We start from the raw sequence: 25036 nt of genomic DNA, 5'->3' as shown, positions 1-25036 counted from the left end.
CCAGGGGCGGGTCCGGTCTTCCCGGACCGCGCCTCAGAAGTCGAAATTGATCATCTTGCGCATGACGAAAACGCCGATGAGCATCCAGACGCCGCTCGCCGCCATCAGGATCTTGCCGTAGACGTTGGTGTAGAGCAGGCTGATATATTCCGGGTTGGTCAGCGTCACGAGGATGAAGACGACGACCGGCAGGGCGCCGATGATCGCGGCCGAGGCCTTGGCCTCCATCGAGACCGCCTGAATCTTGTCGCGCATCTTCTTGCGTTCGCGCAGCACCTTGGAGAGGTTGCCGAGCGCTTCGGAGAGGTTGCCGCCGGCCTGCGCCTGGATGCCGATGACGATGGCGAAGAAATTCGCCTCCGAAGTGGGGATGTTGCGGTAGAGCCGCTCGACGGCGTCGCCGATCGACATGCCCATCTGCTGGCTCTCGACGATCCGGCGGAACTCCGAGCGGACCGGCTCGGAGATCTCGGCGGCGACCATCTTCAAAGTGTCGTTCAGCGGCAGGCCGGATTTCACGCCGCGCACGATCAGGTCGATGGCGTTGGGAAATTCCTGGGTGAAGGCGGCGAAGCGCTTCTTGCGGGCCCGGGCGAGGAGGAAGCGCGGCAGGCCGAGGCCGGCGATCAGCGCGACGCCGACGGTGATCAGCAGCCCGGTTCCCAGCACCAGGCAGACCAGCGCCGCGACGAAGCCGAGCCCGGCGCCCATCATCCAGAACTGCGGGACGCCGATCGACCAGCCGGCCTGTTCCAGCCGGCGCTTCAGCGGCACCTTGGAGACGTGCTTGTCGCGCTCCCGCTGCCGCGTCTCGAGATCCTTCAGCGAGCTCTGGATGGTCTTGCGCCGCTTGACCTGTTCCTGCAGCCGGTCGCGGCTCGCCTTGTGGGCCAGCCGGTCGGTCTCGCTGCGCGCGACGACGCTGCGCCGCTGCTCGATCTTCTTCTCGCGGGCGAGCGTCGGCTGCAGCACCGCGAAGGCGATGCCGCCGGCGGCGATGGTCGAGAGCAGGACGAAGAGGATGAGGGCTCCGGTCGCCATCTGGCTCAGCTTTCCTGGTCCAAGTTGTCGACCGAGCTCGCATCGAGCGCCCGGGCGAGCCGCTGTTCCTCGTTGAAGTAGCGGGCCCTGTCCCAGAAGGCCGGGCGGCCGATGCCGGTCGAGCGGTGGCGGCCGACCAGCCGGCCGTTGGCGTCCTCGCCGAGGATCTCGTAGACGAAGAGGTCCTGCGTGGTGATGACGTCGCCCTCCATGCCGATCACCTCGGTGATGTGGGTGATGCGACGCGAGCCGTCGCGCAGGCGCGCCGCCTGGACGATGATGTCGACGGAGCCGGTGATGATCTCCTTCACCGTGCGCGAGGGCAGCGAGTAACCGCCCATGGCGATCATCGATTCCATGCGGTTCAGGCATTCGCGCGGCGAGTTGGAGTGGATCGTGCCCATCGAGCCGTCGTGGCCGGTGTTCATCGCCTGCAGGAGGTCGAACACCTCCGGTCCGCGCACCTCGCCGACGATGATCCGCTCGGGACGCATGCGCAGGCAGTTCTTGACGAGGTCGCGCATGGTGATCTCGCCCTCGCCCTCGATGTTGGGCGGCCGCGTCTCCAGCCGGACGACGTGCGGCTGCTGCAACTGCAGCTCGGCGGAGTCCTCGCAGGTGATGATCCGCTCGTCCATGTCGATGTAGCGGGTGAGACAGTTGAGGAGCGTCGTCTTGCCCGAACCGGTGCCGCCCGAGATGACCACGTTGCAGCGCACCCGGCCGATGATCTGCAGGATCTCGGCGCCAGCAGGGGTGATTGAGCCGAAATGGACGAGCTGGTCGAGGGTGAGCTTGTCCTTCTTGAACTTTCGGATGGTCAGCGCGGTGCCGTCGATCGCCAGCGGCGGCGCGATGACATTGACGCGCGAGCCGTCGGGAAGCCGCGCGTCGCAGATCGGCGAGGTCTCGTCGACGCGGCGGCCGACCTGGCTGACGATGCGCTGGCAGATGTTGAGGAGCTGCTGGTTGTCGCGGAAACGGATCGAGGTCTCCTGCACCTTGCCGGCGACTTCGATGAAGGTCTGGCGGGCGCCGTTGACCATGATGTCGGCGATGTCGTCGCGGGCGAGCAGCGGCTCCAGCGGCCCGTAGCCGAGCACGTCGTTGCAGATGTCGGAGAGCAGTTCCTCCTGCTCGGCGATCGACATCGCGAAGTTCTTGATCGCGATGATGTCGTTGACGATGTCGCGGATTTCCTCGCGCGCCGATTCCTGGTCCATGCCGGCGAGCTGCGACAGGTCGATCGTGTCGATCAGCGCGGCGAAGACCTGGCTCTTGCGGTCGTAATATTCCGGCGAGCGGTCGGTCACCCGCGCACTCGCCGGCGCCGCCACAGGGACCGGCGTCGGCGCCGGCATGGGGGCCGGCGTCACCTGCCGCGGCGCGGCGCCGGCCGTCTGAGCCTGGGCCGAAGGCCGCGGCATCGTCGCCACGTCGCGTGCGGGCGACTTCTCGTTTCCGCGCTTGCCGAACATGATGCGAGCTCCCGATTCTCGAGCGCGTTACGACTTGATCCGGAATCGCTCGAGCAGCCCCGGCTTCTTCGCCTTCTTGGCCTCGCCGCGCCCGGTCAGGACGTGGGCGACGTGGTGGAACACCGCGACGGAGGCGTGCTTCACGTCGGTCTCGGCGATCATCCGGCCGCTGTTGGCGGCGTTGCCGAAGACGGCCGGATCGAAGGGAATCTCGCCGAGCGGCTCGAGGCCGAGCGGTTCGGTGAATTCGGCGGCCGAGATCTCCGGACGCTTCGGCATCGTCAGCTGATTGAGGATCAGGAAGGGCCGGACGTCGTTCGGCCGGATCTTCGTCAGCGTGTCGACGAGGTTCTTGGCGTTGCGCAGATTGGCGAGATCCGGGACGGCGGTGATCACCACGTGGTCGGCGCGCGAAAGCACGGTGCGCGTCCACTCGTTCCAGACATGCGGCACGTCGAGGAGGACGGCGGGGGCGCCGCGCTGCGCCGTCTCGATCAGGGCGTTGAAGGCGTCGCCCTCGAAGTCGTAGGTGCGGTCGAGCACCGAGGGGGCGGCGAGCAGCGACAGATGCTCGGCGCACTGGGCGAGCAGGCGGTCGAGATAGACGTCGTCGATGCGGTCGGCCGACTGCAGCGCCTCGGCGATCCCCTGGGTCGGATCCTGGTCGAAATTGATGTTGGCGGTGCCGAAGGCGAGATCGAGATCGGCGAGGACGACGTCGGTCGAAAACAGCTTCGAGATCGACCAGGCGACGTTGTGGGCGATGGTCGAGGAGCCGACGCCGCCCTTGGCGCCGACGAAGGCGATCGAACGGCCGAGCGGCTCGGCGCCCTCGGCGACGAACAGCCCGCCGATCACCGTCATCACGTCGCCGACCGAGACCGGCGCCACGAGATATTCGGAGATGCCGCGATTGATCAGGTCGCGATAGAGCGCGACGTCGTTGTGATGGCCGATGATCACGACCTTCGAGCCGGGGTCGCAGAAATCGGCGAGGACGTCGAGCTCGGCGATGAGGTCGAGCGGCGAAAGCTTCGATTCGAGGATCACCAGATTGGGCGTCGGCGCCGTCTGGAAATGCTCGGTGGCGGCCTTGATCCCGCCCATCTGGACCTTCAGATGGGCCTTGGCCATGCGGCGGTCGGAGCCGGCCCGGCGGATCGGGCTGGCGACGGCTTCGGTCTCGCAGAAGGCCTGGATCGAGATCCGCGGGATCGGGCGGACCTTGTCGATCTGCTGGCGATCCTCCGGCCCGAGCGCGCCGGTCTCGGCGGTGAGCGTGTTGTCCATCGACGTCGGTCCCCTCACCAATCGTAGTCGGATTCGGCATCCATCGCTTCGGCGGCGGTGGACTTGCCGTTGCGGTAGTTGTCGATCACGATCGTCCGGCGCTGGGCATCGGACGGATCCATGCCGCGCGGGCCGAGCAGGTCGCGCGGATCGGCAATCTGGGCGGCGAGGTTGTTCTGGGTGGCGCAGCCGAAATTGTAGTAGTTCTTGTTCTCGGTCGTCTCCGACAGGTCCTCCGGCCACAGCCCGCAGGGTCCGGCCTTGGCGACGAGCGTCGAATAGGCGATGCGGATCGGTGTCGGGCCGGTGTCGCCGACGGCCGAATAGGGGCTGACGAGGATCTGGCGGCTTTCCACGTGGTGGCGCTTCAGCGTCCTCACGACGTCCCGCGAGACCTGCTCGGCAGCGTGTTCGTTGGCCGAGCCGTAGGGAACAAGGACGCGGATGGTGTCGACCCGGTCGGCTCGGAAGCGGTCGGCGAATTCCTCGACGCGGCCGCGGCTGGAGAGCGTCAGCCGGGATTCGGAGGCGCTCACCGGCACGTCGATCGCGGTCTCGTTTTCGGCGACGACGATCGGATGGCGGGTGCGGTAGTCGTCGGGAACGGCACCGACCTCGACGTTGTGGACGTTGGCGCAGCCGGCGAGGAGCGTCAGGGTCGCGAGCGCCAGGCCGAGGCGGCGGCCGGGGGCGGAGGCCGGGCGTCGCGGCACCGGCCGGTGGCTGAGAGCGAGAGAATGCCTGGTCACGGTCGTACGATCCCTCGAGCGATCACTTGTAGATGAAGCCGACGACGCCGTAATAGCGGCCGGGCGGAAGCTTGGTGTCCATGTGCCCGTAGACACGGTTCAGCCGGCCGAGGAAGGTCGCGGAGCCGTCGCTGGAAAGGGCGAGATTGTCGTCGGGGCGGGCGAGCGCCTGCCGCGCCACGGGCCGCACCAGATAGGGCGTGACGATCACCACGAGTTCGGTCTCGTAGCGCTGGAAGTCGCGGCTGCGGAACAGCGAGCCGAGCACCGGGATCTTCGACAGGCCCGGGAAGCCCGAGATCACCTGCCGCGCCTCGTCGCGCATCAGGCCGGCGATCACCAGCGAGCCGCCGGAGGGCAGTTCGACGGTGGTGTCGGCGAGGCGCTTCCTGAGGCCGATGAGGCCGACGCCGGGCCCGTATTTGTCGCCCGAGACGTTGAAGGGCTGCTCGAAGGTCGGCTCGGAGACGCTGGTGCGGATCTTCAGGTTGATGCGGCCGGCCGACAGCACGACGGGGGTGAAGTCGAGGCCGATGCCGTAGTCGATCTGCTTGGTGTCGATCGTCGCGTAGCCTTCGCTGGTGACGTTGCCGTTGGCGTCCAGCGTCGGCGGCGTGAAGGTGCGGCCGCTCGGCACGGTGAATTCGCCGCCCACCTTGAAGCTCGCCTTCTCGCCGGAAATCGCGGTCAGGCTCGGCTCGGCGAGGGTGCGCATGACGCCGGCCTGCTGCATGGCGTCGATCTCGGCATTGACGGTGTAGTCGCCGATCGCCTTGGTGACGCCGAGATAGCTGTCGGCGATCGCCTTGCCGAGGCCGAAGGGATTGTCGATGCTGGCATAGCTGATGCCGTCGGAGACCGCGCCGTTGAGGCCGAGTTGCTTGACGACGGAACGCTGCACCTCGGCGACCGTGACCTTCAGCGTCACCTGGTCCTCGCCGGCGATCTGCAGGAGGTTGACGATCTGGCTCGAGCGGCGGTTCTCCTGGGCGAAGGCGACGTCTGCGCCGCTGCCCTCGCCCGACCCCGTCGCCGAGGCCGACTGGATGTACTTGCCCGTCGTTCCCTCGCCGCCGGTGACGAAGAGGTTGGCGAGGCGCTCGACCTTGGCGGCGTCCTGCGGCGTCTGCACGGAGCCGGTCAGGACGACGTTGTCGTTGAGCATCTCGACGCTGACGTTGGAGTCCGGCACGTATTTGCGGATCGAAGCCTCGAGGCCGGTGATGTCGCGCTCGATCTCGAGGTCGATCGCGGCGATCTGGCGGCCGGCGGCGTCGAAGACGACGACGTTGGTCTGGCCGATCTGCTTGCCGAAGATGTAGATCCGCCGGGCGTCCCGGGTCACGGCGTCGGCCACCGCCGGATTGGCGACCAGGATGTCGTGGGCGTCGGCCGAAAGCACGATGACCTTAGACTTGTTGAGGCCGAGCTTGACGATCTGCTGGGCCTGCCGGACATGGACGACGGCGTCCTCGGCGGCGGCGGGGGTGACGGAAAGGACCGGCGCGAGGGCGGTGGAAGCCGCGGCGAGCGCGACGACGGCGCGGCGCAGGGCACTCCCGATGGCAGGCGATCTGAAACGGGTCGGCATCTCACACACCCTCACTGCGTCGTGGTGACGTCGTCGATGCGGCCGTAGCGCACGACGCGGATCTTGTTGCGTTGGGCCTTCTCCTGCTCGAGCAGGAAGCGGGCATAGCCGGGGGAGCCGGGAACCGAGTCGGCGAGCGAGCGCAGCGACAGGACCAGCCGGTCGGCGATCTGCTGGGCGGCGGTCAGCGCCTCGGCCTGCGAGGCGTCGACCTCGAGCGTCGCGGTCTGGCCGACGACGACCTTCTGGCCGTCCTTTTCCTGGACCGCCTGGTCGATGGCGAGGACGCGCAGGTTGCGCAGCACCGTCTCGGTGGAAACCCGCTGGCCCTTGCCGTCGTCGCTGTCGGTGCGCCGGGTCATGATGACGTCGACGTGGTCGTTGGGCAGGATGAAGCCGCCGGCGGCGGTTTCGGCCGAGATGCGCACGGCGACGGCGCGCTTGCCCTCGTCGAGGATGGCGGAGAGGAAGCCGTGGTCCGGCCGGATCAGCTTGGATTCGCGCACCGGCTCGCCGGCGAAGAAGGACTGGCGGGCGATGGCGCCGTTCAGTTCCTCGGCGGCGTTCGGCTTGGCGGATTTCAGGATGAGATCGGGGCCGATGCCGTCTTCCGGCCACTTCTGCCAGCCGAGGTCGCCGGTGACGGGAGAGCCCATCGGCACCTCGTTCTTGGTGACGAGCACGTCCACCAGGCGGATCGGCGGCTGCGCGGGAGCGGCGGAAATGATCACCGGCTCCTGCGGCTTCGATTTCGAAAGCTGCATCGCCAGCAGGCCGGCGCCGAGGGCGGCAACCGTCGCCACACCGATCACAGCGACACGCGCGAGGCTCATTCGACAACTCCCGTGAAACGCACCGGCACCCCGGCTGTCCACGCTTGTTATCGACCGCAAAACCTCAATGTATGGTTAACGAAACCTATCCGAACGAAAGATTCTGTAAAAGATTGCCGGAGGGCTGCCCAATGCTCGGCCTTTCGCAACGGAAGGTGGCTGACGGGCCGCGGCACACCACCGGCGGAACCCGCAGGGCGGGCGGCGGGCGTGCGGAAGGTGTCCGCGAGAAGCTGGAGCACGATCCCGAAAGGGAGAACCCGTGTCGGCAAGGATCAGGCGCGCACGAGACACGAGAAGAGAGAGCGGGACGACGAGCGAAGCTCATTTCGTCCCGCTCCCGCGCCTTGTGGAGAGACGGCCCGAGGCCGGCGGCGCCATGGACGGCCGCCCTGCCCGGATCGTCCAGAAGCGCCTCAGAGCGCGTCGGCGTCGGTCTCGCCGGTGCGGATGCGCACCGCCTGGTCGATCCCGAAGACGAAGATCTTGCCGTCGCCGATCTGGCCGGTCTTGGCGGCCTGCTGGATCGCGTCCACGGCGCGGTCGACCATGTCGACCGGCACCGCCACCTCGATCTTCAGCTTCGGCAGGAAACTCACGGCATATTCGGTGCCGCGATAGATTTCGGTGTGGCCCTTCTGGCGGCCGTAGCCCTTGACCTCGGTGACAGTCAGACCCTGAATTCCGACGCCGGTCAGCGCCTCCCGCACTTCGTCCAGCTTGAATGGCTTGATGATCGCCATCACGATTTTCATGTTCACCTCGAACCTTGGGCGGCATCGCCTCTGACGCCGTGTTGAACCGTTGCCCGCACGGGACGAACGTCCACAGGGTAACGCCATGCCTGGATTCAAGGAATGTGCCAAACGCCGGGTTCGGCCCGAAGTGGTCGCCCGGAACGGGAATTTGATCGGCCCGCACGGTCTGCCTTGTTGCCGGAGGGCGCCGGCCGGTGCCGTGATGTGCTTATCGAATGGTCATAATGCCTGCTTCGTGGGCGGAACGAGCCATACGATCCGAGCGAACGCTGTGCTCGTTCAGGGCCGGCGGGCTGACGATGCCCGGCCCCGCCCTTCAACGGAGAAACGCCGCCACGCCGTCGCGGAGCTCGGCCGCCGCGTCGATCCGGCCGTCCATCTGCAGGAAGCCGTGGATCATCCCCGTAAAGTACCGCCGCTCGACGGCCACCCCGGCCTGCTCCAGCCGGGCGGCGAAGGCGTCCGCCTCGTCGCGCAGCGGATCGTGTTCGCAGGTGACGACGAGGGTTTCGGGCAGGCGCGAGAGATCCGCCGCAAGCAGCGGCGAGACGAAAGGATTGGCGCGATCCGCCGGATCGGGGACGAAGAGGCCGTTCTCGTAGGCGAGCGACTCCTTCGTCATGACGTTGCCGGACTGCGATTTGAGCGACGCGAAGGGCCTGTCCGGCCGCAGGTCGGTGTTCGGATAGAGCATCACCAGCTTTGCCGGCATCGGCGCCCCGGCGTCGCGCAGCGCGATCGCGGTGACGGCCGCGAACAGCCCCCCGATCGAATCGCCGCCGATGGCGATCGTGCCGGGATCGCAGCCGAGCGCCCCGGCCCGCTCCATCAGGGCCCCGGTTGCGGCGATGCAGTCGCGCTGCGGCGCCGGCGAGGGATGTTCCGGCGCGAGGCGGTAGTCGACCGAGGCGACCAGCCGGCCGGTCGCCTGGCAGAGCTGGCGCAGCGCGACGTCGTGGCTCTCGAGCGAACCCGCCATCGCCCCGCCGCCGTGATACCACAGGAGCAGGCCCCGGACGCCGGCATCGGGGCGGTAGAGACGCACCGTGAGGGGATCGGCCGGCCCGCCCGGCGCCCTGTCCGGCCCATTTACCCGGATGTCCTCGGAGCCGACCGCGGCCGGCGGCTCGCCGGAATAGTCTGCCAGCGATGCGGTCATTTCCCGCGCCTGGGCGAGCTTCTCGGCTTCGTCGCGCGCCTCAAGCTGCGCTGCCTTCCTGCGGGCGAGATCGTCGAGCACGGCTCTTGCTTGCGGCGACAGCATCGAAACCTCTTTGCATCGAACGGAGCGTTCCAGGGCCGGTCAGCCGGCGCGGCCGGCCGGGCGGCCGACAGGGCCGGCGACCAGCACCCTCAACTCGCCGGCCCGCCGGCTCGTTCCGGCGATGCCGCGCGGCGTCGAAGTCCGTCCCTCAGATCCAGCGTTTGCGGCGGAAGAACAGGAGGAGGCCGCCGGCGACCGCTGCCATGATGGCGAGCGCGACGGGATAGCCGTAGGGCGACTGGGTCAGCGGCATGTTCCAGGCCGAGATCTCGGGGTTGAAGTTCATACCCCAGATTCCGGCGAGGAAGCTCAAGGGGATGAAGATCGCCGAGACGATGGTCAGGAGGTTGATCACCTCGTTGGTGCGGGCGGCCGATAGCGTCATCTGCAGCTCGATGAGGCCGCTCGCCGTCTCGCGATAGGTGTCGTTGAGGTCGACGAGCTGGTCGCAATGATCCTGGACGTCGCCGAAATAGACCTTGGTCTCGTCGGCGAGGAACGGCCGGTCGAGGCGCAGCAGCACGCCGAGCGCATCGCGGGTCGGCCGCAGATAGCGGCGCATGACGAACATCTCCCGCCGCATGCCGTGCAGATCGGCGATGTCGACGGCGCCGGCATCGGCGAGGATTTCGTCCTCGACGGCGTCGAGCCGCTGGCCCTGGCCGTCGACCGGCGGGAAGTAGGCATCGACGACGGCGTCGATCAGCGCATAGGCGAGATAGTCGGCGCCGCCCTCGTGAAGCCGCGGCGCGCCCTTGTCGATGCGCGTGCGCACCGGCCCGAAGGCGTCGCCCGGCCGCTCCTGGAAGGTGACGACGAAGCCGTCCCCGAAGAACAGCGACAGCTGCTCGCTTTCCTCGCCGCCGGAAAGCATCCGCAGGACGACGAAGGCGTAGTCCTGATAGGCCTCGCATTTCGGCCGCTGGTCGGTGTTGACGACGTCCTCCAGCGTCAGCGGATGCAGGCCGAAGGCCTCGCCGATCCGGCGCACCAGTTCCACGTCGGCAAGACCCGTACAATCGAGCCAGAGCTTGCCGCAGCTTTCCCGCAGGGCGAGCGCCTCCTCCAGCGAGCAGTCCGCAAGCCGCCGGGTCGCGCCGCCGCCGATGCCGATCGCCGTCAGCCGCGAGGCGACCGCCCGGGGATCGGCGACGAGCTGGCCGGGAGGCGCGCCGATCGGCCCGCGCTTGGTCGCCTCGCGCTGCTTGCGCCGCTTCTTCCGCTCCGTCAGATCGATCATGCCTGTCCCTTCGCCGTCGCCGCCAACACGCCGCGGCGCCTCGACCCGCGGGTTAAGGCGCGACGGCGCGCGGACGTTCCCGGCAGGCGCCCGCGGCGGCGTTCAGCCGCGGCCGCCGAACACCCGCTTCGGCTTGAACGCGCCCTCCTCGATTGCGCCGAGGGCGATCATGCGCCCGTGGCCGGTGGCGAAGGCCTCCTCGCAGAACACCGGCGCGTCGCGGCCGCGCAGGATCACCGGATTGCCCGACAGCACCCGCGCCGCCTGCTCGTCGGTCAGCATCACCTCGTAAAGCTCGGCAAGCGCGGTCTCCGGCGCGACGACATAATCGTCGAGCGGCGCGAAATCGACGACCCGCGCCTTGGCGCCGGCCTCGACCGCTTCGGCGTCGAGCCGTTCGCGGCCTTCCTCGGCCGCTTCCATGAGCGCCTCGAGCGGCACCAGGTCGTCTTCGGTGAAGGCGCCGACGGATGTGCGGCGCAGTTCCACCACGTGGCCGTAGCAGCCGAGGTCGCGGCCGAGATCCCGGGCGATCGCCCTGACATAGGTGCCCTTGCCGCATTCGGCCTCGAAGACCGTCGTCTCGGCATCCGGCTGATCGACGATCTCGAGCCGCAGCACCTCGACGGTGCGCGCCGCAATCTCCACCGTCTCGCCCTCGCGGGCGAGGTCGTAGGCCCGCTCCCCGTCGATCTTGATCGCCGAAAAGGCCGGCGGCACCTGGGTGATCTCGCCGGTATAGTCCGGCAGGAGCGCCTCGATCGCCGCACGGCTCGGGCGTTCCTCGGAGGTCTGCGTCACCGGGCCCTCGGTGTCGTCGGTCGTCGTCTCGGCGCCCCAGCGCACCGAGAAGCGGTAGACCTTCCTCCCGTCCATGACGAAGGGGACCGTCTTGGTGGCGTCGCCGAGCGCGATGGGCAGCATGCCCGAGGCGAGCGGATCGAGCGTGCCGGCATGTCCCGCCTTCTGGGCGAAATAGAGCCACTTGATCTTGGCGACCGCATCGGTCGAGCCCATGCCCTTCGGCTTGTCGAGGATCACCCAGCCGTTGACCGGGCGTCCCTTCGGCTTCTTGCCGCGCCGCGCCATCAGTTCGTCTCTCCGTCGGTGTCGTCCCGGCCGCGCGCCTCCTGCCCGTCGTCGTCGTGATCGAGGTCGCGCTGGACCTCGGGCGACTTCAGGATGGCGTCGATGCGGGCGAAGTTGTCGAAGGAGGTGTCGGTGCGGAACCGCACCTCCGGCATGTATTTCATCTGCCTGAGCGCCGGGGTCAGCCGGCCGCGGATGTATTTCGCGTTGCGGTTCAGCGCCGCGACGAAAGGCTCGGTGTCGTCCTGGCCGAGCACGGTGACGTAGGCCGTCGCGATCTTCAGGTCCGGCGACATGCGCACTTCCGAGACCGACACCACCGCCTTCTCGATCAGCGGGTCGCGGACCTCGCCGCGCTGGAAGATCTCGGTCAGCGCGTGGCGGACCTTCTCGCCGACCGAGAGCATGCGCTGCGACGGCGCGGAGGATGATGAGCGGGCCATTCGAACCCTCTTCGATGCATGGCGCCGGGATCGCCGGCACCGGGATGAAAAATGTAGAGCGTCGGCCGCCTGCGGTCGGCCCCGCATGAGCCGCCGCGCCACCGTCTCGGCAAAAGTGATGGATGGGCCGCCGTGTTAAGCGGGAACCGTGGGGAAGACAAGCCCTCCTCCCGCGGCCGCGGCGCCGACGTTCCGATCCTCCGGCCGATCGCCTGATTGATCACCACGTACCGTCTGGCCGCTGCGGTCGGCCGCGATAGATCCTTGCCGATGACGACGTCCCTCGCCGAGAGCGCCAACTGGAAATACCTCCTGCAGGAGTTCGACATGCTCTACCGGCACGGTTCGGCCGGCGGCAGCAAGGCGATCCGCAGCCACCGCAAGCGCGTGCGCGACACCCTGTCGGCGATCGTCGAGCGCAATCCCCGGATCGTCGGGAGAGAGCCGCAGCTCAAGCCGGTGGTCGAGCATCTTCCCCGGGCGCTCGACCTCGGCGCGCGCACCGCCGTCGGCGGCATCGCCCGGGCGCTCGCGCATGTCGCCGGCTCGCTCGAATGGTCCTACGGCTATCCGACCGTGCCGAAAGCGCTGACCCGGAAATACGCCTATGCCGAGATCCTCGGTCCGGGCGGGCCGGTGGAGGCGCCCGACCTGATCCTCGGCTTCGTGCTCTTCGCCCCCGGCACGACCTATCCCCAGCATGCGCATCAGGACATCGAGGAGAGCTACGTTTCGGTCGCCGGCGCCTGGTCGGAAAACGACGGCGCCGTCTATGCGCCCGGCTCGCTGATCCTCAACCGCTCGGGCGTCGAGCACCGCATCACCACCGGCGAGCAGGATCCGTGCCTCCTCGCCTATGCCTGGACCGGCGCGCCGGAGCGCCTTGCCGCGCCGGGGATGAAATTCTCCTCCCGCCGCCCGGCGCGGGACGGGGGATGATCCTTGAACCGCGGCTGCGGCCGGCTTGAGGAGCCACGACAGCGCCGATGCCGTGCGACGCGTTCGGCGCTACTGCTTGTCTTCGGGCAGCGGCAGGAGCGGCAGGGCGGTGATGCCCTCTTCTTTCAGGCCCTCGACGTCCTTCGGCGAAGCCTCGCCGTAGATCTGCCGCGCCTCGCTCTCGCCGTAATGGATGCGCCGCGCCTCCTCGGCGAAGCGACCCCCGACATAATCGGCCTCCGCCCGGACCTTGCGGGAGATCTCCTGCAACACGGCGAAGGCCCGCGCCACCTCCGGATGCGGCGCCGGAAGGTTCGCCAGCGTCTGCGCCGGAACCGGCGCGACGGCGCCCTCTCCGGCGGCAGCCGCGCCCGCGGGGGCGGCCGGCGGCGAACCAGAAGCACCCGCCGGTTCCGGCGCCGCGGCGCCTGAAGCCTCGGGCTCGGCATTCATACGCGCCGGCCCGCCTCTGGCGATCGCCGGGTGCATCAGCGCCTTTTCCACCGCCGTCGCGCCGCAGACCGGGCACTCGACGAGGCCGGCCCCGGCCTGCCGGTCGAAGTCGCCGTTCGACCGGAACCAGCCGTCGAAGCCGTGGCCGTCGGGCAGGCAACGCAGCGAAAAGTGGATCATCGCTCCGCCGCCACAGCGCCGGTGACGGTGACCGGCTCGCCCTCACCGGCGCCGACGAGGAACGGCCGGGCGTTCTTCAGATTGGGGATCTTGCCGCGGGCCACCGCCACCGCGGCGGTGTCGATCTCGGCGACGGCGATGCCGGGCTCGTCCCCCTCCACCTCGGCGAGGACCCGGCCCCAGGGATCGAGGATCAGCGAATGGCCGAAGGTCTCGCGGCCGTCCTCATGCGTGCCGCCCTGCGCCGCGGCAATCACGAAGGCGCCGTTCTCGATCGCCCGGGCGCGCAAGAGGACGTGCCAGTGCGCCTCGCCGGTCTGGCGGGTGAAGGCCGCCGGCGCCGTCAGCACCTCGGCCCCGGCGAGCGCCTCTTCGCGGAAGAGATGCGGAAAGCGCATGTCGTAGCAGATGGCGAAGCCGAACCTTGCCTTGCCGCTTTCGAAATCGAGGTCGGCGAGCACCGCCCGCTCGCCCGGCCGGTAGGTACGCGATTCCCGCCAGCTCTCGCCGTTGTCGAGATCGACGTCAAACATGTGGATCTTGTCGTAGCTGGAAATTTGGGTCCCGTCCGGTCCGAACAGGAAGGCGCGGTTGGCGACGCGTCCGTCGGCGAGCGGCACGGCGGTCGAGCCGACATGGACGAAGATGCGGTGGCGGGCCGAAAGCCGCGCGGCCTCGGCGAGCAGCGGATCCTCGGCCTCCGGCCTCAGCCGCGCCATGAGGCTCGCCCGGTCGCGCTGCACCATGCCGGTCATCTCCGGCGACTGGACATAGGCCGCACCGGCGGCGACCGCCTCCTCGACCAGCGCGCCGAAAGCGGCGACGTTCGCCTCCGGCTCGGTGCCGGAACGCATCTGCAGGACGGCGGCGCGAAAGGTGGTCAAGAGCGTGTCTCCGTATGCACCGGCCGGATCAGACGGCCAGGAGCTCGTCGAGCTTGCCGGCCCGGTCGAGGGCGTAGAGCTCGTCGCAGCCGCCGACATGGGTCTCTCCGACGAAGATCTGCGGGAAGGTCGCCCCGCCATTCGCCCGTTCGCGCATCTCGGCCCGAAGCTCCGGCGAGGCGGTCGCGTCCTTCTCCTTGAAGGCGACGCCCTTCTTCTCGAGCAGCTGCTTTGCCCGTGCGCAATAGCCGCAGAACTGCCGCGTGTAGATCGTCACCTCGGCCATCGGTCCGTTCCCGTCATGAAAAAGTCGTCGGACCGATATGGCCTCAGGCGGAGCCGCCCGCAAGTGTCCCGAGGCTGCCGGCTCCGACCCGGGCGAAGACCAGCACGTCGACATCGCGGGCGCCGCCGCGCTTCAGCGCGCGCGTCGCGCTCGCCGCCGTGGCGCCCGTCGTAAAGACGTCGTCGACGAGAAGCACCCGCCGCCCCTCGATCTCGAAGCGGCGCTGATCGGCGATGCGGAACGCGCCGCGGACGTTTTCCTGGCGCTGCTTCTGGCCGAGGCCGACCTGGCTGCGCGTCGCCTTGACCCGCTTCAGGGCGAGTGGCGCGAAGGCGACGCCGGAGTGCCGCGCGATGTGGCGCCCCAGCTCGGCCGACTGGTTGAAGCGCCGCCGCCACAGCCGCCCGGCATGCAGCGGCACCGGCACGACGACGTCGGCATCGGCGATGAGCTCGGCCCCCGCCCGGCGCATCCAGCCGCCCATCAGCGGCACGAGATCGGTGCGGTCGCCGTATTTGAGCGCGGCGACGAGATGGGCCGCGAGGTCCTGGTAGAGCACTGCCGCCCTCAGCCTTGCGAAGGGCGGCGGCTCGGCGATCGCCTCGGCCGAGAGGAAGCCGCGGCCGAGATCGTAGGAAAACGGCAGGCCGAGCACCTCGCAATAGGGCCGCTCGATGAAGCGCAGCTTGCCCCAGCAGTCGGGGCAGACGCTGCCGGCGCGCGTCACGGCGCTCTGGCAGCCGGCGCAGACCGCCGGAAACAGCAGCCGCCCGAGGGAATTGGTGATCGCCGCCCTTCCACGCTTGAAGAGGTGCATCGCTGTTTCGATCCGCTGGCGCCACGGCGGCTTTCGACCCGCCCGGCGTGGCCACCTGTCGCCACGCGTCCCTTCGGCCTTGCCTTGACGACATTCCACCTGCAGACAGCTACCCGCGTCAAGAGACCTTAGTGACGAGCAGATCCGACACGATGTCCGCCACCGACCGCCCGGAACCCTTCGATCGCGCGCTGCTCGACCGGCAGCGCCGCCGCTGGCTCGGCGGAAACCCCAAACCGGGCATCGATTTCCTCGTCGCGGCCGCGGCGGACGAACTGTCGGACCGCCTCGCCGTGGTCGACCGGCGCTTTACCGTCGCGGCCGACCTCGGCGGACATTTCGGCCAGATGGCCGAAAGGCTGCGCGCCGGCGGGCGCTGCGACACCGTGCTGCGGCTGGAGCGGCTGGCCTTCCTGCTCGGCGGCGACCCGCTGGCGGCGGTCGGCGACGAGGAGCTGCTGCCGCTCGCCCCTCAGAGCGTCGACCTCGTCACGTCCTGCCTGTCGATGCAGTTCGTCAACGACCTTCCGGGCATGCTGGCGCAGCTGCGCCGGGCGCTGCGGCCGGACGGGCTGTTCCTCGCCGCCTTCCTCGGCGGCGAGACCCTCGGCGAGCTGCGGGCTTCGCTGCTGAACGCCGAGGCCGAGACCTCCGGCGGCGTTTCGCCGCGGGTCATGCCCTTCACGGCAGTGCGGGAGGCGGGCGCGCTGCTGCAGCGGGCGGGCTTCGCCCTTCCGGTCGCCGACGTCGAACGGCTGACGGTGCGCTACGACGACCTCTTCGCGCTCTGCGCCGATCTTCGGGCGATGGGCGCGGCGAACGTCCTTGCCGAGCGCTCTCGCCGGCCGGCGACGCGCCGCCTGTTCCTGCGGGCGGCGGAGATCTATGCCGAACGCTTCTGCGATCCCGACGGGCGGATCCGCGCCAGCTTCGACGTCGTCTATCTGTCGGGCTGGGCGCCGCACGAGAGCCAGCAGAAGCCGCTGCGGCCGGGAAGCGCGCGTTCGAGCCTCGCAGCGGCGCTCAACGACCGCTCGGGCGACTTTTCCTGACGGGCGAAGGCCATCAGGAAACCTTCATCTGGTCGCCGATATAGCTGAAGAGCGAGGTCAGCGGCTCCTTGAGGAGCGGATAGGCGGCAAGGATGCCCACCGCCATGACGACGCCGACCAGGGCGTATTCGATCGCCGTCGCGCCGTTCTCGCAGCGGCCGAAGCGCCGCAGCCACAGGGCGGGCGCCCCGCCGGCCGGGCGGACGTCCGCGCCCATCAACAGCTCCCCCGGCGGCTGCCGTCGGCAAAGGTGATGCAGGGCGCGCTGCCCGGCGCCTGCAGGACGCTGCGCCGGATCGTGTAGGCGGTGGTGCCGCTGCCGATCGAGCCGGTCGCCATCATGTCGAGGCCCTGGCCGCCGTCGGCGAAGCGCTCGCTGGTGCCGCGGTCGACCATCGGAACGACGACGAGCGCCAGCGCCACCAGCGCCGCCGCGACGAGGGCGGTGCCGCGCAGGAGCGAGGCACCGGCGGGAGCAGCGAGGCGACGCGGCAGGCGCCCGTCGTAAACCTCTGCGGCTCGAAGGTCCTCGCCCTCGCTCATTCGTCACCTCCGACCATGCGATCGAGAGGATCTTGCCGGCAAAGCCTGAAGAACTGCCTAACGCGGTGCGGCGTTTTTAACGCGCGGGAAGGAAAAACCGTCGATTCCCTTGCGGCGCCGCAGAAGTCTCTTCGCCGCCGCCCGAGCAAACACCGCCGCGATGCTCAGCCACCGCCGGCGGATGCACGGCGTCGCGAAGTCGCCGCGGCACTTCGCTACGCGCCCTCCGCCCGCCGCCGTATGTCGGCGCGGCGCCGCTGCAGTCTCAGGCGGGCATTTTGAGAGCGGGCGCCCTCGGATTTCGCGAAATCAAGCGTCGCGGCTTCTTCCCCATGTTCACGCCACCGTTCAATGATAGAATTTCCGCTTGATCTTCCGAAATGAGCCGGCCTGCATTCGATGCGAAACTCAAATCAGTCACCGACGTAGCATATTTTGTGCCGCGACGCGCTTAGCCCTTTGGATTTCGTCGAGCATATATCCCAATTTTTTGTTTATCATAATCAAATGAGAGACATTTTGCTCAACTAATTCTCTCTTATTAGAAATATTTTCCTCTACTAACGCAGTGTCAAATTTCATATCCGGACTCGATGTTCTGAGTTCAATAGGTACCACACCTGCTATTTTAACGCCGAAAATTTTAGTCGTCGCACCATCAGCCACCTGTCCGTCCTTAATAATCGATTTTACAGTGCTTTTACCGTTGATTCCTGCTTTAACGCTATTTCTGTTAATATTTTCTTGATTTGATAACGATGTTCCTGGAATTGTCTCGTCGTTGATCTGTCCGGATCGGCTCAATTCTATTTTTGCAAGTTCAATTCGATCAGATATTTCAGAGCGGTATTTTATCAAATCCAATTCTGCACTTCTGACTAAATCTCCTACTGTTGATAGCGCTCTCTCTTGCTGCGCAATTTTCACCTCCCATTGACCTATCTTCATAGCCACGTCCGTCCATTTGAACGTCGTACTAAGGATTACACCAGAAAATAACAAAGCGACACCAAATGCCGTATTTCTGATATTGATATAGTATCGCCGCGCAGGCAAGGACATAAGTATCGCGCCAAATAGTGCACAGAAACCTGTAAGCAGCATCACAAACATTGGTTCCAACGTCGATCCTCCGCCAGTGCCACCCCTACGTAATACCTTAATCTAAACCCTCTCCACCCAAAATTGAAATTCGCATTTTCCGTTTAGCGGCGGCGCTCACTAGACGAGCTCGTGGCTATCGCTTTGCTTCTTAATGCCATTCTCCAAAAGCAATCTGGATTTTGGGACTCGTCCGAGTAAGGAACCGCGGTAACTCCGGTGCGCTTCGCGAGTATCTGGCTCTAACATCCGCGAAACATAATAGTCCCTTGCTAAGCGATTGAGATCGATTTTTTGAGGTTTTTGCGGGCGCGTACTTGCGCAAAGCGACTTCAGTCCGGGCCATCGATGAAACCATTGACTTTAGCGACAAGTCGTGGGCACAACCGCAAAAATCGCTCACCTCATTTTGAGTCAGACTCTGAGCCGAGAAGCTCGACGAGATGGGCGATCAGCGGCGCATCGGCCGGCGGCATCGGGTAGTCGCGCAGCGCCCGCGCCCGCACCCATTTCAACGCCTGACCCTCGCGCGACTGCGGAATTCCGTCGTAGCGGCGGCAGACGAAGAGCGGCATCAGGAGGTGGAAGTCGTCATAGGCATGGCTCGCGAAGGTCAACGGCGCGAGGCAGGCCGCCTTCGTGACGACGCCGAGCTCCTCCGACAGCTCGCGGATCAGCGCTTCCTCCGGCGCTTCCCCCGGCTCGACCTTGCCGCCGGGAAACTCCCAGAGGCCGGCGAGCGACTTGCCTTCCGGCCGCTGCGCCAGGAGGACGCGGCCGTCGGCGTCGAGCAGCGCGCAGGCGACGACGAGGAGCAGCCGGCGCTCGCCGCCCGCCGGCGTCATCACGGCCGTTCCCCCGGCGGCGCCCGGTAGACGTAGCGATAGGCCTCTCTGAAGCCGAGCCTGCCGTAGAGCGCCCGCCCGGCGGCATTGTCGGCCTCGACCTGCACCCAGCCGGTCCTGGCGCCCTTGTGCATGGTGTAGCGAAGGGCGGTGCGCACGAGATCGCTGCCGATGCCGCGGCGGTGGCACTCCGGCGCGACGGCGACGTCGAGCAGGCCGCAGAGGTCGTTGTCCTGGATGGCGAGGGCGACGGCGACCGGCCGCCCGGCCTCGCTCTCGCGCACGAACATCGCCGAGGGCGGGCGGATCGCGGCGAGGACCTCGGCAAGGCCGGTGCGCATCGAGGCCGGACGGCCGTGCACGGCAAGGCTCGCCTCGAGATAGCGGCCGGGATCGCGGATCGGGATCCGCTCCACCGAGCCGTCGAGATCGACGGCGAGGAGATCGGCGGTCATGACGATCGATTCGCCGAAGCGCGACCAGCCTTCGCCGTCGAGATGGGCGACGAGTTCGGGCGCGGCGAGCGGCGACTGGCGCACGATCACCGTGCGTCCCGCCTCGGCGAAGGTCTTGCGGGCCCTGGCGAGGCGCGCCGGGATGTCCTTGGTGTCGGACGGGTCCAGCGGATTGATCGAATTGAGGCGCTTGGCCGGAAACGAGCGCGTCAGCCGCACCGCCCAGGTGCCGTCGAAGGCGGTGCGCGTCGCCGGCCAGGCGCGGAAGCCGGCGGCCTCGAGCCGCCGCACCACCGCGAACTGGCGCATCTTCTCAGCTTCGGTAGTCGCCATTGATCGCCACGTATTCCTTGGTGAGGTCGCAGCCATAGACCGTCCAGCGCCCGGCGCCGAGGCCGAGTTCCACCCGGATCGGGATCTCGGCCCGGCGCATCACCGCCGAGGCGGCAGCTTCCGAATAGTCCGGGTCCCGCTCGCCGTCCACCGCGACGCGCACCTCGCCGAAATGGATGGCGAGACGATCGCGGTCGGCCTCCTCGCCGGCCTTGCCGACGGCCATCACCACCCGCCCCCAATTGGCGTCCTCCCCGGCGACGGCGGTCTTGACCAGCGGCGAATTGGCGATCGACAGCGCGATCTTCTTGGCCGCGGCGTCGCTCGCCGCGCCTTCGACGGTGACGACGATCTCCTTGCGCGCGCCCTCTCCGTCCCGCGCGACCTGCCGCGCGAGGTCGAGGAGGAGTTCGCCGAGCGCGGTGCGGAACGCGGCGAGCCGGGCGTCGCCCGCCTCGGCGACCGGCGGGCAGCCGCGCGCCGCGGCAGCTCCCGTCGCGAACATCAGCAGCGTGTCGGAGGTCGAGGTGTCGCTGTCGACGGTGACCGAATTGAAGCTTGGCTCGACCGCCTGCCGCAACAGCGCCTGCAGTGCGGGCGCTTCGATCGGCGCGTCGGTGGCGACGAAGGAGAGCATCGTCGCCATGTCCGGCGCGATCATCCCGGCGCCCTTGGCGATGCCGTTGATGGTGACGTCGACACCGTCGATCCGGGCGGTCTTCGTCGCGACCTTGGGATAGGTGTCGGTGGTCATGATCGCCTCGGCGGCGGCGCGCCAGCGGTCCTCCCCGGCGGACCCCGCGAGGCCCTCGAGGAGATGGGCGAAGCGGCCGGCATCGAGCGGCTCGCCGATCACCCCGGTCGAGGCGAGGAACACCTCGGAGGCGGCGCAGCCCGCGGCCTTCGCCGCGGCCTCGGCGGTCGCCGCGGTCGCCTCGCGCCCGCGCCGGCCGGTGAAGGCGTTGGCGTTGCCGGAATTGACGACGAGGACGCGCGCCCGGCCGCCGGGAAGGTTCGACCGGCAGAAGTCGACCGGGGCCGAGGGGCATTTCGACCGGGTGAAGACGCCGGCGACCGCCGTCCCAGCGTCAAACAGCATCACCAAGAGGTCGGTGCGGTTCTTGTACTTGATGCCCGCCTCGGCCGTCGCGATTCGCAGTCCGGCGATGGCGGGAAGCGTCGCGAAGGCGGCCGGCGCGAGCGGGGAGACCGGATGGGACATCACATTTCACTCCCGGAGGGATCTTGAACGGGGCTGGCGGTCAGGAACTCGCCTTCACGGCCCGGCCGGGCGGATGCCGCCGGCCGGCCCTTGCGCCGGGTGGTGGCGAGGGGCGGCGGGATGCCGGCGGGGCCGGCTCCCGCCCTCGCGTCACTTGGCGGCGCCGGAGGCCTTGCCGCCGGCGTCCGGCTGGCCGCTCTCGACTTCCTTCTCGATCGCCTCGACCTGCGCCTTCATCGCCGGGTCGACATATTCGATGCCGAGCTGCTGCCGGGCCTTGCCGACCATCGCCATGTATTTTTCGCGCAGGACGAGCTGGCGCAGCTGGTCCTTCACCTGGTCGTAGGGCGGCGGCGGCGCGTCGCGGGTCTCCTCGACCTTGATCACGTGCCAGCCGAACTGCGTCTGGACCGGCTCCTTGGTGAATTCGCCGGGCTTCAGCGCGAAGGCCGCCTTTTCGAAGGGCGGAACCATCTGGCCAGGGCCGAAGAAGCCGAGATCGCCGCCGTCGGGACCGGACGGCCCGGTCGACTTCTCCTTGGCGACGGTCTCGAAGTCGGCGCCGCCCTCGAGCTGCTTGATGACGGCCTCGGCCTCTTCCTTGGTCTTCAGGAGGATGTGCCGCGCATGCACCTCCTTGCGCGGCGGCATCGCCGCGATCTCCTTGTCGTAGCGGGCCTTCAGCTCGGCGTCGCTGACGTCGGCGACGCCGTTCTTGGCGAAATAGGCGTTGTGCAGGGTGCGGTCGTGCTCGAACTGCAGCTGCGCGGCGACCTTCGGATCGTTCTGCAGCTTGGCCTTCTCGGCCTCGGTGGCCAGCGCCTTGATGTCGATCAGCGCCGAGAGCACGGCGAAGCGGCGGCGATCCTCCGGCATCGACTTGAACTGCGGGCCGAGCTCGGCCTCCGCCGCCTTCAGTTCCGCCTCGGTCACCTTCTCCTTGCCGATCCTGGCGATGACGTCGCCATCGGCGGCAATGGCGGCGCCCGAAGCGGCGAACGCCATGAACACGCCTGCCGAAAGCAGGACGGCGAGTTGTCTGACCATCGAGATGGGTTCCTTCCAGGGACGAACGATGTCACCGATGTTCCCGACGCCCGGCATGCCGCTCCCTTCGACGCCGCACCGGCCGCCGCCCGCAACGCCGGCGCGAAGCCGACGTTGACATCGGATTTTCCCCCTCTTATCTCTCGCGCCAACCGAAAGTCCAGCCGCCTTCCGCTGAGATTGTACAGGCTCCCGACATCGTCATGAGCGACCGGGACGGCGGCCGCGGCCGGCGTTCGAACGATGGCGTCGCCTCTCTAAAGAAATATTCGGAAGGACCCATTCATGGTCAGTTTTGGCGGGCTAGCCCGGAAGTTGCTGGGTTCGGCGAACGACCGCGTGGTCAAGCGGTTCCAGCCCCGCATCCAGGCGATCGCCGCACTCGAGGACGAGATGGCGGCGCTCAGCGACGCCGAGCTCAGCGCCAAGACGGCCGCCTTCCGGGCCGAACTCGCCGACGGCAAGAAGCTCGCCGACCTCCTGGTGCCCGCCTTCGCCGTCACCCGCGAGGCCGCCAAGCGCGTCCTCGGCATGCGACACTTCGACGTGCAGCTGATCGGCGGCATGGTCTTGAACCAGGGCTCCATCGCCGAGATGAAGACCGGCGAGGGCAAGACGCTGGTCGCCACCCTCGCCGTCTATCTCAATGCCCTCGAGGGCAAGGGCGTCCACGTCGTCACCGTCAACGACTACCTCGCCTCGCGCGACGCCGAGTGGATGGGCCGGGTCTACCGCTTCCTCGGCCTGTCGGTCGGCGTCATCGTCCACGGCCTGTCCGACGAGCAGCGCCGCGCCGCCTATCGGTGCGACGTCACCTACGCGACCAACAACGAGCTCGGCTTCGACTATCTGCGCGACAACATGAAGTACGAGCGCGAGCAGATGGTGCAGCGCGGCCATCACTACGCCATCGTCGACGAGGTCGATTCGATCCTCATCGACGAGGCGCGCACGCCGCTGATCATCTCCGGCCCGCTCGACGACCGCTCCGACCTCTACAAGACCATCGACGGCTTCATCCCGCAGCTTTCCGAGAGCGACTACGAGCTCGACGAGAAGCAGCGCACCGTCACCTTCACCGAGGACGGCACCGAGAAGCTCGAACGCATGCTCGAGGCCGCCGGGCACCTGCACGGCTCTTCGCTCTACGACATCGAGAACGTGGCGATCGTCCACCACGTCAACAACGCGCTGAAGGCCCACACGCTCTTCCAGCGCGACAAGGACTACATCGTGCGCGGCGACGAGATCGTGCTGATCGACGAGTTCACCGGCCGCATGATGCCCGGCCGGCGCTATTCGGAGGGCCTGCACCAGGCGCTGGAGGCCAAGGAGCACGTCACCGTCCAGCCCGAGAACCAGACCTTCGCCTCGATCACCTTCCAGAACTACTTCCGCATGTACAAGAAGCTGTCCGGCATGACCGGCACGGCGCAGACGGAAGCCGCCGAGTTCGGCGACATCTACGGCCTCGACGTCGTCGAGATCCCGACCAACCTGCCGATCCAGCGCCTCGACGAGGACGACGAGGTCTACCGCACCTTCGACGAGAAGTTCCGGGCGATCGTCAAGGAGATCAAGGACGCGGCGACCCGCGGCCAGCCGATCCTCGTCGGCACCACGTCGATCGAGAAGTCCGAGCTCCTCGCCGAGCGGCTGCGCCAGGACGGCGTCAAGGACTTCCAGGTGCTGAACGCCCGCTACCACGAGCAGGAAGCCTACATCGTCGCCCAGGCCGGCGTGCCGGGCGCCGTCACCATCGCCACCAACATGGCCGGCCGCGGCACCGACATCCAGCTCGGCGGCAATGCCGACATGCGCATCGCCCGCGAGGTCGGCGACATGCCGGAGGGCCCGGAGCGCAAGGCCAAGGAAGACGCGATCCGCGCCGACATCAAGCGGCTGAAGGCCGAGGCGCTTCAGGCCGGCGGCCTCTACGTGCTGGCCACCGAGCGCCACGAGTCGCGGCGCATCGACAACCAGCTGCGCGGCCGCTCCGGCCGCCAGGGCGATCCGGGGCGCTCGAAGTTCTACCTGTCGCTCCAGGACGATCTGATGCGCATCTTCGGGTCGGAGCGCATGGATTCCATGCTGACCAAGCTCGGCCTCAAGGAGGACGAGGCGATCGTCCACCCCTGGATCAACAAGGCGCTGGAACGGGCCCAGAAGAAGGTCGAGGCGCGCAACTTCGACATCCGCAAGAACCTTTTGAAATACGACGACGTCATGAACGACCAGCGCCGCGTCATCTTCGAGCAGCGGCTCGAACTGATGGACGCCGAGGAGCTGGACGAGACCGTCGCCGACATGCGCGAGGAGACGATCGAGGCGCTGGTCGCCCGCCACATCCCGGAAAAGGCCTATCCGGAGCAGTGGTCGACCGGCGAACTCAAGGCCGACGTCGCGGAGGTCCTCAATCTCGACCTGCCGATCCCCGAATGGGCGGCCGAAGAGGGCATCGACGAGAGCGACGTGCGCGAGCGCATCAATGCCGCGGCCGAGGCGGCGGCGAAGGAAAAGGGCGAGCGTTTCGGACCGGAGGTCACCACCTACGTCCAGCGCTCCATCGTCCTGCAGACGCTCGACGGGCTGTGGCGCGAGCATCTCGTCAATCTCGACCATCTGCGCTCGGTCATCGGCTTCCGCGGCTATGCCCAGCGCGACCCGCTGAACGAGTACAAGTCGGAAGCCTTCGAGCTCTTCCAGGCGATGCTCGGAAACCTGCGCGAACGCACCACCCGCCAGCTGATGCGCGTCGAGCTGGTGCAGCCGGACGCCCAGGACATGCCGGAACCGCCGCCGGTCGAAGGGCACCATCTCGACCCGGATACCGGCTATGACGAGATGGCCGGCGGCTATTACCCGACCAGCGCCCTCGGCGAGCCGGCCGACCGCTCGACGCTCGACCCGAACGCACCGGAGACCTGGGGCCGGGTCGGTCGAAACGAGCCCTGCCCCTGCGGCTCGGGCAAGAAGTTCAAGCACTGCCACGGCGCCTTCGTCTGACGCTCAGGCGATGAGATGCCGCGGCGGCCCGACCGGCCGCGCCGCAGCGTCCCCCGCCGTTTTACCGCGGGGCCGCCCGCCGCGGCGCCGCCTCGGG

25 protein-coding genes are annotated in these 25036 nt (G+C 67.9%); 3 read left to right on the top strand and 22 right to left on the bottom strand.

Annotated features, from left to right (window positions below; all coding sequences use genetic code 11):
* Positions 1-33: 33 nt before the first annotated feature.
* From J1C47_RS11745 to rbfA, 11 genes are all read right to left on the bottom strand, one after another.
* Entirely contained in the window at positions 34-1041 is a 1008-nt protein-coding gene (locus tag J1C47_RS11745; RefSeq protein ID WP_207350953.1) for a type II secretion system F family protein, read from the bottom strand.
* Between the two features lie 5 nt (positions 1042-1046).
* Positions 1047-2519: a TadA family conjugal transfer-associated ATPase gene (locus J1C47_RS11740; RefSeq protein ID WP_207350952.1), complete on the bottom strand. Its 1473-nt coding sequence runs from the start codon at positions 2517-2519 to the stop codon at positions 1047-1049.
* Between the two features lie 27 nt (positions 2520-2546).
* Positions 2547-3809: a CpaE/TadZ family protein gene (locus J1C47_RS11735; RefSeq protein WP_207350951.1), complete on the bottom strand. Its 1263-nt coding sequence runs from the start codon at positions 3807-3809 to the stop codon at positions 2547-2549.
* Between the two features lie 14 nt (positions 3810-3823).
* Positions 3824-4558: a CpaD family pilus assembly protein gene (locus J1C47_RS11730; protein ID WP_342591969.1), complete on the bottom strand. Its 735-nt coding sequence runs from the start codon at positions 4556-4558 to the stop codon at positions 3824-3826.
* Positions 4559-4580: 22 nt separating this feature from the next.
* Positions 4581-6149 (bottom strand): type II and III secretion system protein family protein, encoded by a 1569-nt coding sequence (locus J1C47_RS11725; protein WP_207350950.1) that lies wholly within the window; start codon positions 6147-6149, stop codon positions 4581-4583.
* An 11-nt stretch (positions 6150-6160) separates the two neighbouring features.
* Entirely contained in the window at positions 6161-6982 is an 822-nt protein-coding gene (gene cpaB / locus J1C47_RS11720) for a Flp pilus assembly protein CpaB (protein WP_207350949.1), read from the bottom strand.
* A gap of 416 nt (positions 6983-7398) precedes the next feature.
* Positions 7399-7737: a P-II family nitrogen regulator gene (locus tag J1C47_RS11715; protein WP_207350948.1), complete on the bottom strand. Its 339-nt coding sequence runs from the start codon at positions 7735-7737 to the stop codon at positions 7399-7401.
* Positions 7738-8056: 319 nt separating this feature from the next.
* Positions 8057-9004: an alpha/beta hydrolase gene (locus J1C47_RS11710; RefSeq protein ID WP_207350947.1), complete on the bottom strand. Its 948-nt coding sequence runs from the start codon at positions 9002-9004 to the stop codon at positions 8057-8059.
* Positions 9005-9152: 148 nt separating this feature from the next.
* Positions 9153-10244, bottom strand: coding sequence for a magnesium/cobalt transporter CorA (gene corA, locus J1C47_RS11705; RefSeq protein WP_207350946.1), 1092 nt, complete (start codon positions 10242-10244; stop codon positions 9153-9155).
* Between the two features lie 102 nt (positions 10245-10346).
* Entirely contained in the window at positions 10347-11333 is a 987-nt protein-coding gene (gene truB, locus J1C47_RS11700) for a tRNA pseudouridine(55) synthase TruB (protein ID WP_207350945.1), read from the bottom strand.
* The gene (rbfA, locus tag J1C47_RS11695; protein ID WP_207350944.1) at positions 11333-11776 is read right to left on the bottom strand and encodes a 30S ribosome-binding factor RbfA; all 444 of its coding nucleotides are present in this window, start codon (positions 11774-11776) and stop codon (positions 11333-11335) included. The genes truB and rbfA overlap by 1 nt, the downstream gene beginning before the upstream one ends.
* A 270-nt stretch (positions 11777-12046) precedes the next feature.
* Between rbfA and J1C47_RS11690 the strand changes: the two genes are divergently transcribed.
* The gene (locus J1C47_RS11690; protein ID WP_207350943.1) at positions 12047-12715 is read left to right on the top strand and encodes a dimethylsulfonioproprionate lyase family protein; all 669 of its coding nucleotides are present in this window, start codon (positions 12047-12049) and stop codon (positions 12713-12715) included.
* Between the two features lie 69 nt (positions 12716-12784).
* Here the strand turns inward: J1C47_RS11690 and J1C47_RS11685 are convergent, their stop codons facing one another.
* The 4 genes from J1C47_RS11685 to J1C47_RS11670 are packed head-to-tail and all read right to left on the bottom strand — an operon-like array spanning position 12785 to position 15335.
* Positions 12785-13348 carry a DUF1178 family protein gene (locus J1C47_RS11685; protein WP_207350942.1) on the bottom strand — a complete coding sequence of 188 codons (564 nt, stop codon included), beginning with the start codon at positions 13346-13348 and terminating at the stop codon, positions 12785-12787.
* Entirely contained in the window at positions 13345-14232 is an 888-nt protein-coding gene (locus tag J1C47_RS11680) for a carbon-nitrogen hydrolase family protein (protein ID WP_207350941.1), read from the bottom strand. Before J1C47_RS11680 ends, J1C47_RS11685 begins: the two co-directional genes overlap by 4 nt.
* Positions 14233-14260: 28 nt before the next feature.
* Positions 14261-14518 (bottom strand): glutaredoxin 3, encoded by a 258-nt coding sequence (gene grxC / locus J1C47_RS11675; protein ID WP_207350940.1) that lies wholly within the window; start codon positions 14516-14518, stop codon positions 14261-14263.
* 43 nt (positions 14519-14561) lie between these two features.
* Positions 14562-15335 carry a ComF family protein gene (locus J1C47_RS11670; protein WP_207350939.1) on the bottom strand — a complete coding sequence of 258 codons (774 nt, stop codon included), beginning with the start codon at positions 15333-15335 and terminating at the stop codon, positions 14562-14564.
* A gap of 152 nt (positions 15336-15487) precedes the next feature.
* On the opposite strand from J1C47_RS11670, the gene J1C47_RS11665 reads away from it, so the two are divergent.
* Positions 15488-16387: a class I SAM-dependent methyltransferase gene (locus J1C47_RS11665; protein WP_207351029.1), complete on the top strand. Its 900-nt coding sequence runs from the start codon at positions 15488-15490 to the stop codon at positions 16385-16387.
* 13 nt (positions 16388-16400) lie between these two features.
* On the opposite strand, the gene J1C47_RS11660 is transcribed toward J1C47_RS11665, so the two are convergent.
* From J1C47_RS11660 to J1C47_RS11630, 7 genes are all read right to left on the bottom strand, one after another.
* Positions 16401-16604, bottom strand: a complete 204-nt coding sequence (locus tag J1C47_RS11660; RefSeq protein WP_207350938.1) for a Flp family type IVb pilin — start codon at positions 16602-16604, stop codon at positions 16401-16403.
* Positions 16604-16930 (bottom strand): hypothetical protein, encoded by a 327-nt coding sequence (locus tag J1C47_RS11655; protein ID WP_245396509.1) that lies wholly within the window; start codon positions 16928-16930, stop codon positions 16604-16606. The genes J1C47_RS11660 and J1C47_RS11655 overlap by 1 nt, the downstream gene beginning before the upstream one ends.
* A 417-nt stretch (positions 16931-17347) precedes the next feature.
* The gene (locus tag J1C47_RS11650; protein WP_207350937.1) at positions 17348-18052 is read right to left on the bottom strand and encodes a hypothetical protein; all 705 of its coding nucleotides are present in this window, start codon (positions 18050-18052) and stop codon (positions 17348-17350) included.
* 383 nt (positions 18053-18435) lie between these two features.
* Positions 18436-18876 (bottom strand): (deoxy)nucleoside triphosphate pyrophosphohydrolase, encoded by a 441-nt coding sequence (locus J1C47_RS11645; protein WP_207350936.1) that lies wholly within the window; start codon positions 18874-18876, stop codon positions 18436-18438.
* A complete protein-coding gene (locus tag J1C47_RS11640; protein WP_207350935.1) occupies positions 18876-19664 on the bottom strand; it encodes a GNAT family N-acetyltransferase in 789 nt (262 codons plus the stop codon). The genes J1C47_RS11645 and J1C47_RS11640 overlap by 1 nt, the downstream gene beginning before the upstream one ends.
* On the bottom strand, positions 19645-20886 hold the full coding sequence (gene argJ / locus J1C47_RS11635; RefSeq protein WP_207350934.1) for a bifunctional glutamate N-acetyltransferase/amino-acid acetyltransferase ArgJ: 1242 nt from the start codon (positions 20884-20886) through the stop codon (positions 19645-19647). The genes J1C47_RS11640 and argJ overlap by 20 nt, the downstream gene beginning before the upstream one ends.
* 150 nt (positions 20887-21036) lie before the next feature.
* Positions 21037-21933, bottom strand: a complete 897-nt coding sequence (locus J1C47_RS11630) for a peptidylprolyl isomerase (protein ID WP_207350933.1) — start codon at positions 21931-21933, stop codon at positions 21037-21039.
* A gap of 285 nt (positions 21934-22218) precedes the next feature.
* Here J1C47_RS11630 and secA point away from each other — a divergent pair, with 285 nt between their 5' ends.
* Complete coding sequence (gene secA, locus J1C47_RS11625) at positions 22219-24939, top strand: preprotein translocase subunit SecA (protein ID WP_207350932.1); 2721 nt, start codon at positions 22219-22221, stop codon at positions 24937-24939.
* Positions 24940-25036: the final 97 nt, after the last annotated feature.

It is taken from the genome of Jiella sonneratiae (assembly GCF_017353515.1).
GTDB classification, from domain to species: Bacteria; Pseudomonadota; Alphaproteobacteria; order Rhizobiales; family Rhizobiaceae; genus Jiella; species Jiella sonneratiae.
Note: the sequence above shows the minus strand (reverse complement) of the source record. Positions and strands in the feature narration are given on the sequence as shown.